14 protein-coding genes are annotated in these 15,672 nt (G+C 67.7%); 12 read left to right on the top strand and 2 right to left on the bottom strand.

Annotated features, from left to right (window positions below; all coding sequences use genetic code 11):
* Position 1 precedes the first annotated feature (1 nt).
* On the bottom strand, positions 2–1,504 hold the full coding sequence (locus tag C516_RS0114730) for a CoA-acylating methylmalonate-semialdehyde dehydrogenase (RefSeq protein ID WP_018719179.1): 1,503 nt from the start codon (positions 1,502–1,504) through the stop codon (positions 2–4).
* Positions 1,505–1,758: 254 nt separating this feature from the next.
* Between C516_RS0114730 and C516_RS0114725 the strand changes: the two genes are divergently transcribed.
* The 12 genes from C516_RS0114725 (at position 1,759) to C516_RS0114670 (ending at position 14,880) form a co-directional block, all read left to right on the top strand.
* On the top strand, positions 1,759–2,529 hold the full coding sequence (locus tag C516_RS0114725; RefSeq protein ID WP_018719178.1) for a 3-hydroxyacyl-CoA dehydrogenase: 771 nt from the start codon (positions 1,759–1,761) through the stop codon (positions 2,527–2,529).
* 340 nt (positions 2,530–2,869) lie between these two features.
* Positions 2,870–3,673, top strand: coding sequence for an ABC transporter ATP-binding protein (locus C516_RS0114720; protein ID WP_018719177.1), 804 nt, complete (start codon positions 2,870–2,872; stop codon positions 3,671–3,673).
* Positions 3,673–5,637: a long-chain fatty acid--CoA ligase gene (locus C516_RS0114715; RefSeq protein WP_018719176.1), complete on the top strand. Its 1,965-nt coding sequence runs from the start codon at positions 3,673–3,675 to the stop codon at positions 5,635–5,637. Before C516_RS0114720 ends, C516_RS0114715 begins: the two co-directional genes overlap by 1 nt.
* Before the next feature lie 21 nt (positions 5,638–5,658).
* Complete coding sequence (locus C516_RS0114710) at positions 5,659–6,552, top strand: branched-chain amino acid ABC transporter permease (protein ID WP_018719175.1); 894 nt, start codon at positions 5,659–5,661, stop codon at positions 6,550–6,552.
* 61 nt (positions 6,553–6,613) lie between these two features.
* Positions 6,614–7,678 carry a branched-chain amino acid ABC transporter permease gene (locus C516_RS0114705; protein WP_018719174.1) on the top strand — a complete coding sequence of 355 codons (1,065 nt, stop codon included), beginning with the start codon at positions 6,614–6,616 and terminating at the stop codon, positions 7,676–7,678.
* Between the two features lie 89 nt (positions 7,679–7,767).
* Complete coding sequence (locus tag C516_RS0114700; protein WP_018719173.1) at positions 7,768–9,006, top strand: ABC transporter substrate-binding protein; 1,239 nt, start codon at positions 7,768–7,770, stop codon at positions 9,004–9,006.
* A 61-nt stretch (positions 9,007–9,067) separates the two neighbouring features.
* Positions 9,068–9,889 (top strand): ABC transporter ATP-binding protein, encoded by an 822-nt coding sequence (locus C516_RS0114695; RefSeq protein WP_018719172.1) that lies wholly within the window; start codon positions 9,068–9,070, stop codon positions 9,887–9,889.
* A 13-nt stretch (positions 9,890–9,902) separates the two neighbouring features.
* Positions 9,903–11,144, top strand: a complete 1,242-nt coding sequence (locus C516_RS0114690; protein ID WP_018719171.1) for a phenylacetate--CoA ligase family protein — start codon at positions 9,903–9,905, stop codon at positions 11,142–11,144.
* 214 nt (positions 11,145–11,358) lie between these two features.
* Positions 11,359–12,108: an electron transfer flavoprotein subunit beta/FixA family protein gene (locus C516_RS0114685; RefSeq protein ID WP_018719170.1), complete on the top strand. Its 750-nt coding sequence runs from the start codon at positions 11,359–11,361 to the stop codon at positions 12,106–12,108.
* A 2-nt stretch (positions 12,109–12,110) separates the two neighbouring features.
* Positions 12,111–13,055: an electron transfer flavoprotein subunit alpha/FixB family protein gene (locus C516_RS0114680; protein WP_018719169.1), complete on the top strand. Its 945-nt coding sequence runs from the start codon at positions 12,111–12,113 to the stop codon at positions 13,053–13,055.
* A gap of 146 nt (positions 13,056–13,201) precedes the next feature.
* The gene (locus tag C516_RS0114675; protein ID WP_018719168.1) at positions 13,202–14,272 is read left to right on the top strand and encodes an EAL domain-containing protein; all 1,071 of its coding nucleotides are present in this window, start codon (positions 13,202–13,204) and stop codon (positions 14,270–14,272) included.
* A gap of 371 nt (positions 14,273–14,643) precedes the next feature.
* Positions 14,644–14,880 carry a hypothetical protein gene (locus C516_RS0114670; RefSeq protein WP_018719167.1) on the top strand — a complete coding sequence of 79 codons (237 nt, stop codon included), beginning with the start codon at positions 14,644–14,646 and terminating at the stop codon, positions 14,878–14,880.
* 516 nt (positions 14,881–15,396) lie between these two features.
* On the opposite strand, the gene C516_RS19700 is transcribed toward C516_RS0114670, so the two are convergent.
* Positions 15,397–15,672, bottom strand: a 276-nt coding sequence (locus C516_RS19700; protein WP_018719166.1) for a transposase, incomplete at its 5' end; no start/stop codon positions are given.

Raw genomic sequence — 15,672 nt, 5'->3', positions numbered from 1 at the left:
CTCAGCCCAGGTTGATGGTCATGTTCGGGCCGTGGCCGTCGGGGATGTCCGACTCGAACCACCGCTCGATGACCGTCTTGGTCTCGGTGTAGAAGCGCACCGCGTCCTTGCCGTAGGCGTGGAGGTCGCCGTAGAACGAGCCCTTGCCGCCGGTGAACGAGAAGAACGGCAGCGGCACCGGGATCGGGATGTTCACGCCGATCTGGCCGACCTCGCACTCCCGGCGGTACTTGCGCACCGCGGCCCCCGAGTCGGAGAAGATCGAGGTGCCGTTGCCGTAGGGGTTGGCGTTCACGAACTCGATCGCCTCGTCGAGGGTGTCGACGTGGACGACGTTGAGCACCGGTCCGAAGATCTCCTCGCGGTAGCAGCTCATCGCGGCGGTGACGTTGTCGATCAGCGTTGGCCCGACCCAGTAGCCGTCCGGGTAGCCGTCGACCTGGTAGCCGCGGCCGTCGAGCAGCAGCGAGGCGCCCTCCGACTCCGCAGTGCCGATGATGCGCTCCACGCGTTCCTTGGCGGCGCGGCTGATCAGCGGGCCGTAGGCGGCCCCGGAGTCGCCGGTCACGCCCGGGCGGGTCTTCTCGAAGGCGGCCTTGAGGTCGTCGACCCAGTCGCGGGTTTCCTCGCCGACGAGCACCACCACGGAGATCGCCATGCAGCGTTGGCCGGCGGCGCCGCAGGCCGCGCCCACGAGGGCGTTGACCGTCTGTTCGCGGTTCGCGTCCGGCATCACGACGGAATGGTTCTTGGCCCCGACCATGCACTGCACGCGCTTGAGGTGGTCGCTGGCCGTGCGGTAGATGTGCTGGCCCACGTGGGCGGAGCCGACGAACGATACCGCCTTGATGTCCGGGTGGGTGAGCAGGGTGTCCACCTGCTCCTTGCGGCCGTGGACGATCTGCAGCAGCCCGTCGGGGAAACCCGCCTCCTGCCACAGCTCGGCCAGGCGCATGGGCGTCAGCGGATCCTGCTCCGAGGGCTTGAGCACGAAGCTGTTGCCGCAGGCGACGGCTAGCGGATACATCCACAGCGGGATCATGGCGGGGAAGTTGAACGGCGTGATCCCGGCGCACACGCCGAGCGGCTCGGTCCAGCTGGTGGTGTCCACGCCGCCGGCGACCTGGGCCATGGCCTCGCCCATCAGGTGCGTGGGCACACCCATGGCGTGCTCGACCACCTCGATGCCACGCCAGACGTCGCCCTTGGCGTCGGCGAAGGTCTTGCCGGTCTCCTCCGCGAGGATGCCGGCGAGCTGGTCGTGGTGCTCCTTGAGCAGTGCCTGGTAGCGCATCACGTAGCGGGCGCGTTCGGACACGGAGACGTCGGCCCAAGCCTTCTGGGCCGCCTTCGCCGAGGCGATGGCCCGGGCCATCTCGTCATCGGTGGTCACCGGGGCGCGGGCGATCACCTCGTCCGTCGCGGGGTTGGTGACGTCGATCCATTCGCTCGCCTCGCTGTCGACGAAGCGGCCTTCGAGGAAAAGGGGGACGGTTCGAGTCATGGGGACACCTGTATGGTTATGCCGGGCGCCGCGCGTTGGCGGTGCCGCCTCTCCTCCGGTCGCGTGAGCCGCGGCATATCCGTCCGGCCCGGGTCCCGCGGCCGGGACTCTCGACTGCCCGAACCATTCTAGTTACGTTTACGTTAACGTCAATTTAGTGGGCCTCGGTAAACGTCAATCCTGGCGGGCTCCGAGGATTGACATATCAAAGGCAAGTCGCAACGAGGCGCCCGCGGGCGCGAAGGGAGCGAGAAATGCAGCTGGATGGAAAGGTATTCCTGGTGACCGGGGCGGGTTCCGGCCTGGGCGGCGCGACCGCGCGGGAGCTGGTGGGCTGTGGTGCCCGCGTGGTGCTCGCGGACCTTAACGGCGAGGCCCTGGCGGCCCTGGCGCAAGAGCTGGGCGATGTGGCGGTGGCCTGCGAGGCGGACGTCACTGACGAGGCGGCGGTCACCGCGGCGGTGTCGAAGGCCCGCGAGGCCTTCGGTGCGCTCCACGGGTTGGTCAACTGCGCCGGTGTCGTCCACGGCGAGCGGGTGCTGAACCGCGACGGCGATCCCCACGGGCTGGAAAGCTTTGCCCGTGTCGTGCAGATCAACCTGGTGGGCAGCTTCAACTGCGTGCGCGTCGCCGCCGCGGCGATGGCGGGCAACGAGCCCGACGCCGAGGGCGAGCGCGGCGTGGTCATCAATACCGCCTCGGTGGCGGCCTTCGACGGGCAGGTGGGGCAGGCTGCCTATGCCGCCTCCAAGTCCGGCGTGGCGGGGCTGACGTTGCCCCTGGCGCGGGACCTGGCCGATCGCGGTATCCGGGTGATGACCATTGCGCCGGGGATATTCGAGACGCCCATGATGGCGGGGCTGCCCGAAAAGGTGCGTGGCAGCCTCGGCGAGCAGACGCCGTTCCCGCCGCGTCTCGGGCGGCCGGCGGAATACGCGTCCCTGGTGCGCCACATCTGCGAGAACGTGATGCTCAACGGCGAGGTGATTCGGCTCGACGGTGCCATCCGGATGGCGCCGCGGTGAGTCGTCCACGGCCCCCCGGGGGCGGTCGTGACCGGCCGTGGTGTGGCTCGGTCCCCGGGTCGGTTTTTCGGGGTTGAATTAACGTTTACGTAAACGTAACCTCCAATCATCGGCAGAGGGTGGATCCTTTCGAGACCATAACCCGCCCCGCCGACAGGAGGAGGAGAGGTCCGGCCGCAACGCGGCCGGGGATCCCGACCCGCGTTGCGGTGACCGGCATGCCGCCGGTGGGGTCCACCGTCCCCGTGTGCGGGCCCCGGCCCGCGGGACGGGCTCGCCGGCATGCCTCTCCCGGAGACATGACAGGCGGCCGAGGCCGCCACAGACAGGGGAGTTCGGCATGGCTGAATCCGGGATCGGCGATGTCATCCTGAACGTCGACGACATAACGCTGTCGTTCGGCGGCGTGAAGGCGCTGCGCAACGTCAGCCTCGACGTCCGCGAGAACGAGATGTTCTCCATCATCGGCCCGAACGGCGCCGGCAAGACCTCGCTGCTGAACTGCATCTCGGGGCGCTACCACCCGCAGCAGGGCAGGATCCGCTTCGATGGCACCGATGTCACGCGCCTGCGGCCGAACCGGCGCTGCGAGATGGGCATCGGCCGCACCTTCCAGAACCTGGCGCTCTACGATCACATGAGCGTGCTCGACAACATCATGGTCGGGCGCCATCACCACCTCCGGAACAACTTCTTCACCGGCTCGCTGTACTGGCTCACCGGCGCCCGCCGCGAGGAGCTGGATCACCGTGCCCAGGTCGAGGACATCATCGACTTCCTGGAGATCGCGCACATCCGCAAGTCGGTGGCGGGCACGCTCTCCTACGGGCTGCGCAAGCGCGTCGAGCTCGCCCGGGCCGTGGCGCTGCGCCCGCGCCTCATCCTCCTCGACGAGCCCATGGCCGGCATGAACCACGAGGAGAAGGAGGACATGGCCCGCTACATCGTGGACCTCAACGAGGAGTGGGGGATCACGGTGATCATGATCGAGCACGACATGGGTGTGGTCATGGACCTCTCCCACCGCGTGGTGGTGCTCGACTTCGGCGAGGTCATCGCCGACGGCGCCCCGGAGACGATCATGGCGAACCCGCGGGTGCGCGAGGCGTACCTGGGCGAGGACAGCGACGCGGAGGTGGCCTGATGGCTGAGCGCGCGATGGAGCTGCCGGACATCCGGCATCACGACACCTTCCCCAAGCTGGTCGCCTACAACGCGGCGAACTGGGGCGACGAGGTGGCGATGCGCGAGAAGGAGTTCGGCATCTGGAACGAATACACCTGGCGGGATTACGACACCGCCGTGCGTCGCTTTGCCCTTGGGATGCACGCCCTGGGCGTGGAGCGCGGCGAGACCGTGTGCATCATCGGCGGCAATCGCCCGGAGTGGGTGCACTGCGAGGTCGGCGCCCACGCCATCGGCGCGATGAGTCTCGGCATGTACCAGGACAGCCTCAACGACGAGGTGGCCTACCTCATCAACTACGCCGAGGCGCCGCTGGTGATGTGCGAGGACGAGGAGCAGGTGGACAAGGCGCTGGAGATCACCGAGCAATGCCCCTGCGTGCGCCATATCGTCTACCACGATCCCCGCGGCATGCGTAAGTACGACGACCCGCGGCTGATCAGCCAGGACGAGCTCTTCGAACGCGCCGAGGCGCTGGAGCGTGAGCGGCCTGGCCTGTACAAGGAGATGCTCGCCGCCGGCCGGGGCGAGGACGTGGCCATGCTGATCACCACATCGGGCACGACCTCCAAGCCCAAGCTCTCGATGATGCAGGCGGGGCCCTTCCTGGATCACTGCCTGGCCTATCTCCGCGCCGACCCGAAATTTCCCGACGACAACTACGTCTCGGTGCTGCCGTTGCCGTGGATCATGGAGCAGGTCTACGCCGTGGCGCAGTCGCTGCTCAGCCGGATCACGGTGAACTTCGTCGAGGCCACCGAGACCATGATGGCCGACCTGCGCGAGATCGGCCCGAACTTCGTGCTCCTCGCGCCCCGGGTCTGGGAGACCATCGCCGCCGACGTGAAGGCGCGGATGATGGAGGCCTCGCCGTTCAAACGCCGGATGTACGACGCCGGCATGCGACTCGGCATGGAGGCGGTGGAGCGCGGCGAGCACTCGCGGCTCGCCCACTGGATCCTCTTCCGTGCGCTCAAGGACCGTCTCGGCTTCACCTACCTGCGCTCGGCGGCCACCGGCGGTGCGGCGCTGGGTCCGGACACGTTCAAGTTCTTCCTGGCCATGGGCGTGCCGCTGCGCCAGCTCTACGGCCAGACCGAGCTCGCCGGTGCCTACACCATCCACCGCGGAGACGACATCGATTACGACACGGTGGGCGTGCCCTTCGACAACGCCGACGTGCGTATCGACAACGCCGACGAGAACGGGGTCGGGGAGATCGTGGCCCGCAACAGCGGCATGTTCCTCGGCTACTACAAGAACGAGAAGGCCACCGCCGAGGACATCGAGGACGGCTGGATGTACACCGGCGACGCCGGCTACTTCAAGAAGAGCAACGGCCACCTGGTGGTAATCGACCGGGTCAAGGACCTGGCCACCACCTCCCGGGGCGATCGCTACTCGCCGATGTTCATCGAGAACAAGCTCAAGTTCTCGCCGTTCATCGCCGAGGCGGTGATCCTCGGTCACGAGCGGCCCTATCTCGCCGCGATGATCTGCATCCGCTACGGGATCATGGCCAAGTGGGCCGAGCAGCGCGGGGTCGCGTTCACCAACTACACCAATCTGTCGGCGCAGCCGGAGGTCTACGACCTCATCCGCTCGGAGGTGGAGCAGGTCAACGCGACGCTCCCGGAGTGGCAGCGCATCCGCAAGTTCCTGCTGCTCTACAAGGAGCTGGACCCGGATGACGGCGAGCTCACGCGCACCCGCAAGGTCCGCCGGGGTGTGATCCAGGAGAAGTACAGCGACATCATCGAGGCGGTCTACGGCGGTGACGATCAGGTGCACGTGGATACCGTCATTACCTTCCAGGACGGTACCACCTCGCGGATCCGCACGGACCTGCGCCTCGTCGACCTGGCACCGGACGATGGCGTGCCGTCCGCCGCCGGCGAGAATCGCGCCGCCGGCGCGGCCTGACCCCGACAGGAGGAGAGAGGGATGAACTGGGAACTGCTCGGTCAGCTGCTCGTCAACGGGGTCATCGTCGGCACGCTCTACGGCGTGGTCGCGATGTGCTTCGTGCTCATCTACAAGTCCACGCAGGTGGTGAACTTCGCCCAGGGCGAGTTCCTGCTGATCGGCGCGTGGGTGTGCTGGGCGCTGCTGGTGAAGTTCGGGCTGCCGTTCTGGCTGGGCTTTCTGGTGACGCTGGCGTTCATGTTCGCCTTCGGCGTGCTGCTCCAGGTGGTGGTGCTCAGGCCGATGATCGGCGAGCCGATCATCTCGGTGATCATGCTCACCATCGGGCTGTCGATCTTCTTCCAGGCACTGCTGTCGTGGATCTTCGGCGAGTTCGTGAAGCCGTTCCCGGAGGTGTTCTCCGTCGACTCGGTGACCATCCTCGGGCTCAACGTCCAGCCCGCCTACATCATGAGCCTGGTGATCTCGCTGGCGATCATGGTGGGCTTCTTCTGGTTCTTCAAATACTCGCGCATGGGCCTGGCGATGCGGGCCACCGCCTTCGACCAGCAGGTCGCGCAGAGCCTCGGGATCTCGGTGAAGCACGTCTTCGCCCTGTCCTGGGCGATCTCGGCGATGGTCTCCTCGCTCGCGGGCGTGGTCATCGGCATGGTCAACGGCGTGTCCTCGGCGCTGTCGTTCTACGGCATCAAGGTCTTCCCCGCCGCCATCGTCGGCGGGCTGGACTCTATCGTCGGCGGCATCGCCGGCGGGCTGATCATCGGCATCCTGGAGAACGTCGCGCAGTTCGTGGACAGCCAGTGGCTGGAGTGGGGCAATCTCTACGAGATCGTGCCCTTCTACGTGCTCGTGGCGATCCTGATGATCAAGCCCTACGGGCTGTTCGGTACCCGCGACATCGAGCGCGTGTAGGCGCGCGCCACAGTAAAACGCCCCGGCACCATGGACGCCGGGGCCGAGGAGGAGAGTCGGCATGGCTTTGAGCGCGGACAGCATGCGCTGCGGCGAGTTCCGGACCAGCTACCGGGCGGATACCACCATCTTCCCAACCCCGATGTCGCGGAACTTCGCCATCGCCGGGGTGCTGGTCCTGGTGCTGGCGCCGCTGTTCCTGAACGCCTATTACCTCAACCTGCTCATCCAGATCGGCTACTACGGCATCGCCGCGCTGGGGCTGAACATCCTGGTGGGCTTCTCCGGCCAGATCTCGCTGGGGCATGCCGCGTTCTTCGGCTTCGGTGCCTTCGCCTCGGCGTGGCTGAACAATACCACCGGACTGCCGGTGATCCTGTGCATCCCGCTGGCGGGGGTGATGACCACCGCGGTGGGGATGATCGTCGGCGTGCCCGCCGCGCGCATCAAGGGGCTGTACCTCGCCATCGCGACGCTCGCCGCGCAGTTCATCCTGGAGGACTTTTTCAACCGCGCGGCGTGGTTCACCGGCGGCTCGTCGGGGGCGCTGGCCGACCCGATGTCGCTGTTCGGCTATACCTTCAGCACGGATCAGAGCTATTTCTACCTGGTGCTGGCGTTCGTGGTGGTGATGTACCTGCTGGGCGCGAACCTGCTGCGCAGCCGTGACGGCCGCGCCTTCGTGGCGGTGCGCGATCACTATCTCTCCGCCGAGATCATGGGGATCAACCTGACCAAGTACCGGATCCTCGCCTTCGGCGTGTCCTCGTTCTACGCCGGCATCGGCGGGGCGCTGTTCGCCCACTATCTGGGCTTCGTCTCCGCGGAGGGCTTCACCATCCTGCTGTCCATCCAGTTCCTCGGGATGATCATCATCGGCGGGCTGGGCTCGGTGATGGGCACCCTGATGGGCACCGCCTTCATGGTGCTGCTGCCGGAGGTCATGGACGGCACCGCCGGCGTGGTCAGCCAGTTCTTCCCGGGCTTCAGCCAGGGGCTGGCCTATCTCAAGGAGATGGCTGTGGGCCTGGCGATCGTGCTGTTCCTGATCTTCGAGCCGGACGGGCTCGCGCACCGCTGGAAGCTGATCAAGGCGTACTGGAAGCTCTACCCGTTTTCCTACTAGCAGGAAGCGGTCCCGGCGGCTCGCCGGGGCCACAAGGGGCCCCGGCCCCGCCATAAAAGCGCCAACAAGGCACTGGAGGAGAGAGAAGCATGATGCGCAGCATGACCCTCGCGATCACGGCGGCCGCGGCCGTGGGGCTGGCGAGCGGCGTCGCCGCCGCCGAGCCCATCCACGTCGGCCATCTCGCCGCCTACACCGGCCCGACCTCGGCGGTGGGCAAGGTTTACGGCCAGGGCATCGAGGACGCCATGGCCTACATCAACGAGCAGGGGGGTATCGACGGGCGGACCCTCGAGCGGCACACCGTGGACTACTCCTACGAGGCACCACGGGCTATCGCCGCCTACAAGCAGTGGACCAGCTCCTACGATCCGCCGGTGATCCAGGGCTGGGGCACCGCGGACACCGAGGCGCTGGTGCGCTTCGTCGCCCGGGACAAGATCGTGTACATGTCCGCCTCCTACTCCGGCCACCTCACCGACCCCACCGGCAAGTCGGAGCACACCAAGTCGGCGGCGCCGTACAACTTCTTCTACGGCCCGTCCTACACCGACGGCTGCCGCGCCATGGTGTCCTGGGCGAAGGACGACTGGGAGAGCAAGGGGGGCGAGGGCAAGCCCAAGTGGGTGCATATGGGGGACAATCACCCGTACCCGAACGCCCCCAAGGCGGCCTGCACCGAGTATGCCAAGAACCAGGGCTTCGAGGTGCTCAATCCGATCGTCTACTCGCTCTCGCCCGGTGACTTCAAGGCGCAGTGCCTGTCGCTGAAGGAGTCCGGGGCGGATTACGCCTACCTGGCCAACACCTCCGGCTCCAACATCTCGCTGCTCAAGGCCTGCGACACCGTGGGTACCGACGTGCAGTTCGTCTCCAACGTCTGGGGCTTCGACGAGCTGGCCGCGCCCGCCGCGGGCAAGGCTGGTGACGGCATCGTCTTCCCGGTGGGCGCCGCCCAGTGGGGTGCCGATGTCCCGGGCATGAAGACGATCGAGGCGATCTCGGAGATGTCCGGCGGCGGCGAGCGCGCCCTGCACTACATGCGCGGCGTGTGCTCGGTGTACTTCATGCGCGACGCCATGGAGATGGCCGCCGAGGACGGCGAGATCACCGGGCCGAACGTGAAGGCGGCGCTGGAGAGCATGAGCGACCACGTTCCCGAGGGGATGGAGGGCGTGTGCCTGCCCCACACCTGGACCCCGGAGAACCATCGCGGCACCACCCAGGTCATGGTCTACCAGAACCACTGGAAGGGTGACGGCGACTTCTCGCTGGAGAAGCTCACCACCGTCGATCTGCCGCGCCGCGAGGACTGGCTCGGCTGGTAAGCCGCACCGCCGCCGGGGCGTTCGCCCCGGCGGCACCCATCAACAGCGAGGGGGAAGCGTCATGTCACAACCGGCGGGGGCGGCCACTGCGGCACCGGTGCTGGCGGTGAACAACGTCGAGGTCGTCTACGACGACGTCATCCTGGTCCTGCGCGGGGTCTCGCTGGAGGTCCCCAAGGGGCAGATCGTGGCGCTGCTCGGGGCGAACGGGGCGGGCAAGTCCACCACCCTCAAGGCCATCTCCGGGCTGCTGCGGACCGAGGACGGCGAGGTCACCCGCGGCAGCGTGGAGTTCGAGGGCGAGACCATCAGCAACCGTCCGCCCGAGGAGATCGTGCGCCGGGGCATCTTCCAGGTGATGGAAGGCCGGCGCATCGTCGAGGACATGACCGTGGTCGAGAATCTCCGTCTGGGCGCGTTCACGCGCCGGGACAAGGAGGGCATCCGCGCCGACATGGAGATGGTCTTCGAGTACTTCCCGCGCCTGCGCGAGCGCTCCGGCGGACTGGCCGGCTATCTCTCCGGCGGTGAGCAGCAGATGCTCGCCATCGGCCGTGCCCTCATGGCGAGGCCGAAGATGCTGCTGCTCGACGAGCCCTCAATGGGGCTGTCGCCGCTGCTGGTCAAGGAGGTGTTCGCCATCATCGGGCGTATCAACCGCGAACAGGGCCTGACCATGCTGCTGGTCGAGCAGAACGCCAACTTCGCGCTGCGCATGTGCGACTACGGCTACATCATGGAGAACGGCAAGATCGTGCTCGATGGTAGCCGCGAGGCGCTGATGAACAACGAGGACGTCAAGGAGTCCTACCTCGGTGGCGGCGAGGAGCGGCGGTCGTTCAAGAACCTCAAGAGCTACAAGCGCCGCAAGCGCTGGCTGTGAACCGGGAGGCGCGATGAGCGAGCACTACGACGAGCGCGAGACGCGTACCGCCGGGGCGCGGGCGGCGGCCATCGCCGAGGCCCTGCCGGCCCAGATCCGCAATGCCCAGGCGAATGCCGCGCACTACACCGAGAGCCTGGCCGGCATCGACGCCGGCGACATCACCGACGCGGCGGCGCTGGCCCGGCTGCCGGTGCTGCGCAAGTCCGAGCTCATCGAGCGCCAGCAGGCCGAGCCCCCGTTCGGCGGCCTTACGGCGGTCGGCCACGAGGCCACACTGCGGGTCTTCCAGTCGCCGGGCCCGATCTACGAGCCCCAGACCCGGCGCGAGGACTTCTGGCGCTTCGGCCGGGCGATGACGGCCGCCGGCTTCCGCCGCGGTGGCGGGCTGGTACACAACACCTTTGCCTATCACTTCACGCCCGCGGGCTCGATGTTCGACAGCGCCGCCGCCGCGCTCGGCTGCCCCGTCTTCCCGGCGGGCACGGGGCAGACAGAGCTGCAGGTCCGGGCCATGGCCCAGCTGCGTCCGCGTTACTACACCGGCACGCCGTCGTTCCTGAACATCCTGCTGGAGAAGGCGGACGAGCTCGGCGAACGGGTGGATTCGCTCAGCCACGGCCTGGTGACCGCCGAGCCGCTGCCGCCGTCGCTGGTGGAGCGCTTCCGCGAGCGGGGCATCGAGGTGCACCAGTGCTACGGCACTGCGGACCTCGGGCTCATCGCCTACGAGACCGCCGCGCGGGAGGGGCTGGTGGTCGATGAGGACGTGATCGTCGAGATCGTGCGTCCCGGCACCGGCGAACCGGTGCAGGAGGGCGAGGTCGGGGAGGTGGTGGTGACCACCCTCAATCCCGACTATCCGCTGATCCGCTTCGCCACCGGCGACCTCTCCGCGGTGATGCCCGGGGCGTGCCCCACCGGACGTACTAACCGCCGGATCCGCGGCTGGATGGGTCGCGCCGACCAGACCGCGAAGGTGCGCGGGATGTTCGTGCACCCCTCCCAGGTGGATGCCGTCGCCCGCCGTCACCCGGCGCTCGGGCGCACCCGCCTGGTCGTCACCCGCGAGGACCACCGCGACGTGATGACCCTCTACTGCGAGACGGCTCAGCCCGAGGACACGGCGCTGGCCGGCGCCGTGGGCGAGAGCATCCGCGAGTTGTGTAAACTGCGTGGCGAGGTGGCACTGGTCGCACCGGGCGAGTTGGCGAATGATGGCAAGGTCATCGACGACCAGCGCGATTACGCCTGATGGCGTGCGCGCCACACGCGGTGTCGTTCCCGGGCAGGTGTCCGCACCCCCGGCGGGTGTAAGCAGGGGGGTAGAACCGGCACTGCTTATAGCCAGAGGAATCCGCTCTCGGTAGGCGGGTGCCATAAGGGGTTATTCTTACCCCCGAGGACGAGAGGCCGGTGGATGCCACGCCGGCGAAGCAAGCGGAAAAACCATTGGGACGGGAGCGATCATGAAGGTACTGGTCCCGGTCAAACGGGTGGTGGACTACAACGTCAAGGTCCGCGTCAAGGCAGACGGCTCCGGGGTGGAGACCGCCAATGTCAAGCATTCCATGAACCCCTTCGACGAGATCGCCGTCGAGGAGGCGGTGCGGCTCAAGGAGGCCGGCAGGGTCGAGGAGATCGTCGCCGTCTCTCTGGGCGAGCAGAGCAGTCAGGAGACCCTGCGCACGGCGCTCGCGATGGGCGCCGACCGCGCCATCCTGGTCGCCACCGATGAAGCGCTGCAGCCGCTGGCCGTGGCCAAGGCGCTGGCGGCGCTGGTCGAGCGCGAGCAGCCCGGCCTGGTGATCGCGGGCAAGCAGGCCATCGACGACGATGCCAACCAGACCGCGCAGATGCTCGCCGCGCTGCTCGGCTGGGGGCAGGGCACCTTCGCCTGCGGCGTGGAGCTCGGCGACGACGCCGTGACCGTGAGCCGCGAGGTGGACGGCGGCACGCAGACCGTGCGCCTGAAGCTCCCGGCGGTGGTGAGCACGGACCTGCGCCTGAACGAGCCGCGGTACGTGAAGCTGCCCAACATCATGAAGGCCAAAAAGAAGCAGCTCGACGTCATCGATGCCGGCGAGCTGGGCGTGGATCTCGCCCCGCGGCTGACCACGCTCAACGTCGCCGAGCCGCCCAAGCGCCAGGGCGGCGTCAAGGTCGCCAGCGTCGCCGAGCTGGTGGAGAAACTCCGCAATGAAGCGAAGGTGATCTGACCATGGCCAACGTGCTGATCATCGCCGAACACGACAACGCCGCCCTCGGGCAGGGCACCCTCTCCACCGTCACCGCCGCCGCCGAGATCGGTGGCGACGTGGACGTGCTCGTCGCCGGCCACGACTGCCGCAGCGTCGCCGACGCGGCCGCCGCGCTGCCCGGCGTCGCGCGGGTGCTGCACAGCGAGGCGCCGCACTACGAGCACCCCACCGCGGAGGACATGGCCGCGCTGGTCACCGAGCTGGCCCGGGGGTACTCCCACGTGCTCGCCCCCGCAAGCACCTTCGGCAAGAATTTCCTGCCGCGGGTGGCCGCCGGGCTGGACGTGGCCATGGTCTCGGACATCGTCGGCGTCGAGTCGGCGGATACCTTCCGCCGTCCCATCTACGCCGGTAACGCCATTGCCACCGTACAGAGCCAGGACGCGATCAAGGTGGTGAGCGTGCGAGCCACCGGCTTCGACCCGGCGGCCACCGAAGGCGGCAGTGCCGCGGTGGAGTCCCTCGAGGCGATGCCCCACGCCGACATCGCGGAATTCGTCGACGAGTCGCTTACCAGCTCCGACCGCCCCGAGCTCACCGCCGCCGAGATCGTTGTCTCCGGCGGACGGGGGCTGGGTTCCGGCGAGAACTTCCAGCTCATCGAACGCATCGCGGACCGCCTCGGCGCCGCCGTCGGTGCCTCGCGGGCGGCGGTGGACGCCGGTTTCGTGCCCAACGACTACCAGGTCGGTCAGACCGGCAAGATTGTCGCGCCCAAGCTCTATATCGCGGTGGGCATCAGCGGGGCGATCCAGCACCTCGCCGGCATGAAGGACTCGAAGGTGGTGGTGGCGATCAACAAGGACGAGGAGGCGCCGATCTTCGAGATCGCCGACTATGGCCTCGTCGCCGACCTCTTCGAGGCGCTGCCGGAGCTGGAGTCGGAGCTGGACAAGACCGGCTGACCCCGCCGCGGCCGCCGGCGGGTATGCGGTTGACGTACCCGCCGGTGGCCGGCATAAAGGCACCGGGAGTAACGGGCCGTGCCCGTTATCGTCTTTTCGGGTTGTGCGGCCGGGTGGCCGGCCCGATGCGGATTTGATCGATCATCATGAGCTGCAGTTTCTGTGATGGCGTCCCGGCGCCGCTGCCGGCGGGCGACGGCGAGCTTTTCGTCGCCGTGCCCATGCCCCATACCCGGGGCAAGCTGGAGGGTGCGGCGCGGGAGCACGGTGTCGAGGGGGCCCGCCGCGAGCGCGACGTGGTCGCCTTCCAGGTACCCGCGGACGGCCTCGCCGGGCTACTCGATGGCTTCCAGCAGGCGCTGTCCGCGGCGGAGCAGCGGGATTGCCTTGCGGTGTTCCAGGGCCGGGGCGAGACCCTTGATGCCGCCGGACTCGCCCGGGCACGTTCACTGCAGGTCCTGTGCGCGCTTGCCGCTGGAAGCTGGCTGCTCGATCTCATCGACGACGGCCGGCTGGCGAGCCATTTCCAGCCCATCATGCGCAACCACGGTGCCGGACTGTCGGTATTCGCCTTCGAGGCGCTCGCGCGCGGGCGGGGCGCCGACGGTGAGACCATCTCCCCGGGACGGATGTTCGGCACGGCGCGTACCGCCCAGCTGATGTTCCAGCTGGACCGGGCGGCCCGGCTGGCGGCGGTCGAGGCCTCCGCCCGGCTGTCCCGGGATACGCCGCTGTTCATCAACTTCAATCCGACCGCCATCTATGACCCGGCCTACTGCCTGCGGAGCACCATCGAGGCGACCCGGCGTATCGAGCGTGCGCCGGAGACGTTCGTTTTCGAAGTGGTGGAGAGCGACCACGTCGAGGACTCGCAGCGACTGCTGAGTATCCTCGAGGTCTACCGTGACGCGGGCTTCCGGGTCGCCCTGGACGACCTTGGCGCGGGCTACAGCTCACTCAACCTCCTCCAGCGACTGCACCCGGACTTCGTGAAGCTCGACATGGAGCTGGTCCAGGGGGTCGACGGGGACCCGAGCCGTCAGGCCATCCTCCGCGGTCTTATCGACATCGCCGCCGGGCTTGGCATCGAGGTGATCGCCGAGGGCATCGAGACGCCCGGCGAGCGGGACTGGCTCGTAGAGCACGGTGTGGACTATCTACAGGGCTTCCTCTTCGCCCGCCCGGGCCCCGATCCTGTCTTCCCGGGCAGCGGGTAGCCATACCCGTTGGTTCCCGGGGCCTTGCCTCGGTGTGGGCCAGCCAGTACGAACACGCCCTGCGCCGAATCTCTCCGGCCGCTGAAACACGATCCCCCCTGAGAAGGTTATTCACGGGTACGGACACCGGCCGTAGGCTGGCCCCGTCCCGTGACTGCCGGTGTCGCTGCTGCGGTGTTCCCTCCTTCCCTGGCCGAAAAAGCGGGGGCAGGGCGGCCCATGCCGTGTCGTCTTTTGGTGCGATTGCACCGCGGTCTTGCACGTGTTTAGAACATTCAGTGACTTGCAATCACAGCACCTTGTATGCTGCGACGCAACAAAGTGGGTTATGGTTAGGGCCGTGTCGAAACGGACGAAAGGAGGCCGGAATCATGGCCCACTGGTATCTCGTCAGCAGCTCGCGCAACGAGCACGCCCCGCAGATGGTCAAGGTCCGTGCGGACAGCCGTGACGAGGCGCTGGGGCGCTGCCGTCCGCTGGGCTTCGATGAGCACTCCTGTGTGATCGATGAGCACGCGGACGACGAACTCCGACACCATGGCACGAGCATTGCATTTCTGTTCCGGGCGGCGCCGCCCCTCGAAGAGGCCATGAGGCGGCGCGCATAACGGCAACGACCACGGGGACGGGCGTCGCCTTCGGCGAGGCCCTTTGACCGGACCCAATCGGGTCCGGTCATTTTTTTTGGTTTATCGCATTTTGCCGGGAAAGGGTTGCCGACGGTGACCGGCAAGCCGGCGCCGTCCCGCCTCCCGACGGCCATAGGCCTGTTCATGGCAGTGATTGCACCGGCATTCGCGCGGAACATCGCACGCCTGAGGCGCACGGACCACCCGGGTTCACCGCGGTTCAGCGATACCCACATGGCGGGGCCCGACACGCCACGGCGTATCCGCCGGGGGGCCACGCCCTCTGCTCGCCCCTCTTCCGGTGATTGTCGGTTGCCTTCGAGCAACCGATCTACGGCAGGAATCCCGGGCGGTGACAGGCCGCGCGGGTTGGCCGCTCCAGACAGACCGGTAGGTCGTGCACGGCCGCGTGCCGTGTGCGACATCTTCAATGACCGCGCCGGAATGTCGCACGCCTGCGGCGCACGACCTACGCGAGTTCCCGTAGATACCGTCTTACCCCTGTGCTTGCAAGGGGATGTTGGGATCGAAGGATTTGCCGGACTTGAGCACGCCGTGGATGAGGTGGAGGAGCTTTCTGGCGGCGGCGCACACGAGGGACTTGCCTCTTACGCCACGCTGTTTGAGCCGCTCGACATAGGCGCGGATCACGGGGTTGTGTTTCATCGCGCACAGGGTGGGGAAGTACAGCGCCTTGCGCAGGGCGGCGTCGCCGCATTTGGAGATCCGGCGCGGGGCACGCACGCTGGTGCCTGACTCGTAGGGCCTGGG

This window comes from Arhodomonas aquaeolei DSM 8974, from assembly GCF_000374645.1.
Classification (GTDB): domain Bacteria; phylum Pseudomonadota; class Gammaproteobacteria; order Nitrococcales; family Nitrococcaceae; genus Arhodomonas; species Arhodomonas aquaeolei.
The sequence above is the reverse complement of the archived record's forward strand: the minus strand, read 5'-3'. Positions and strand labels throughout refer to the sequence as shown.

Coding starts and splice junctions, on each gene's coding strand:
- C516_RS0114695 (WP_018719172.1), top strand. CDS start 9,068: ATGTCACAACCGGCGGGGGCGGCCACTGCGGCACCGGTGCTGGCGGTG.
- C516_RS0114675 (WP_018719168.1), top strand. CDS start 13,202: ATGAGCTGCAGTTTCTGTGATGGCGTCCCGGCGCCGCTGCCGGCGGGC.
- C516_RS0114715 (WP_018719176.1), top strand. CDS start 3,673: ATGGCTGAGCGCGCGATGGAGCTGCCGGACATCCGGCATCACGACACC.
- C516_RS0114690 (WP_018719171.1), top strand. CDS start 9,903: ATGAGCGAGCACTACGACGAGCGCGAGACGCGTACCGCCGGGGCGCGG.
- C516_RS0114685 (WP_018719170.1), top strand. CDS start 11,359: ATGAAGGTACTGGTCCCGGTCAAACGGGTGGTGGACTACAACGTCAAG.
- C516_RS0114725 (WP_018719178.1), top strand. CDS start 1,759: ATGCAGCTGGATGGAAAGGTATTCCTGGTGACCGGGGCGGGTTCCGGC.
- C516_RS0114700 (WP_018719173.1), top strand. CDS start 7,768: ATGATGCGCAGCATGACCCTCGCGATCACGGCGGCCGCGGCCGTGGGG.
- C516_RS0114720 (WP_018719177.1), top strand. CDS start 2,870: ATGGCTGAATCCGGGATCGGCGATGTCATCCTGAACGTCGACGACATA.
- C516_RS0114730 (WP_018719179.1), bottom strand. CDS start 1,504: ATGACTCGAACCGTCCCCCTTTTCCTCGAAGGCCGCTTCGTCGACAGC.
- C516_RS0114670 (WP_018719167.1), top strand. CDS start 14,644: ATGGCCCACTGGTATCTCGTCAGCAGCTCGCGCAACGAGCACGCCCCG.
- C516_RS0114705 (WP_018719174.1), top strand. CDS start 6,614: ATGGCTTTGAGCGCGGACAGCATGCGCTGCGGCGAGTTCCGGACCAGC.
- C516_RS0114680 (WP_018719169.1), top strand. CDS start 12,111: ATGGCCAACGTGCTGATCATCGCCGAACACGACAACGCCGCCCTCGGG.
- C516_RS0114710 (WP_018719175.1), top strand. CDS start 5,659: ATGAACTGGGAACTGCTCGGTCAGCTGCTCGTCAACGGGGTCATCGTC.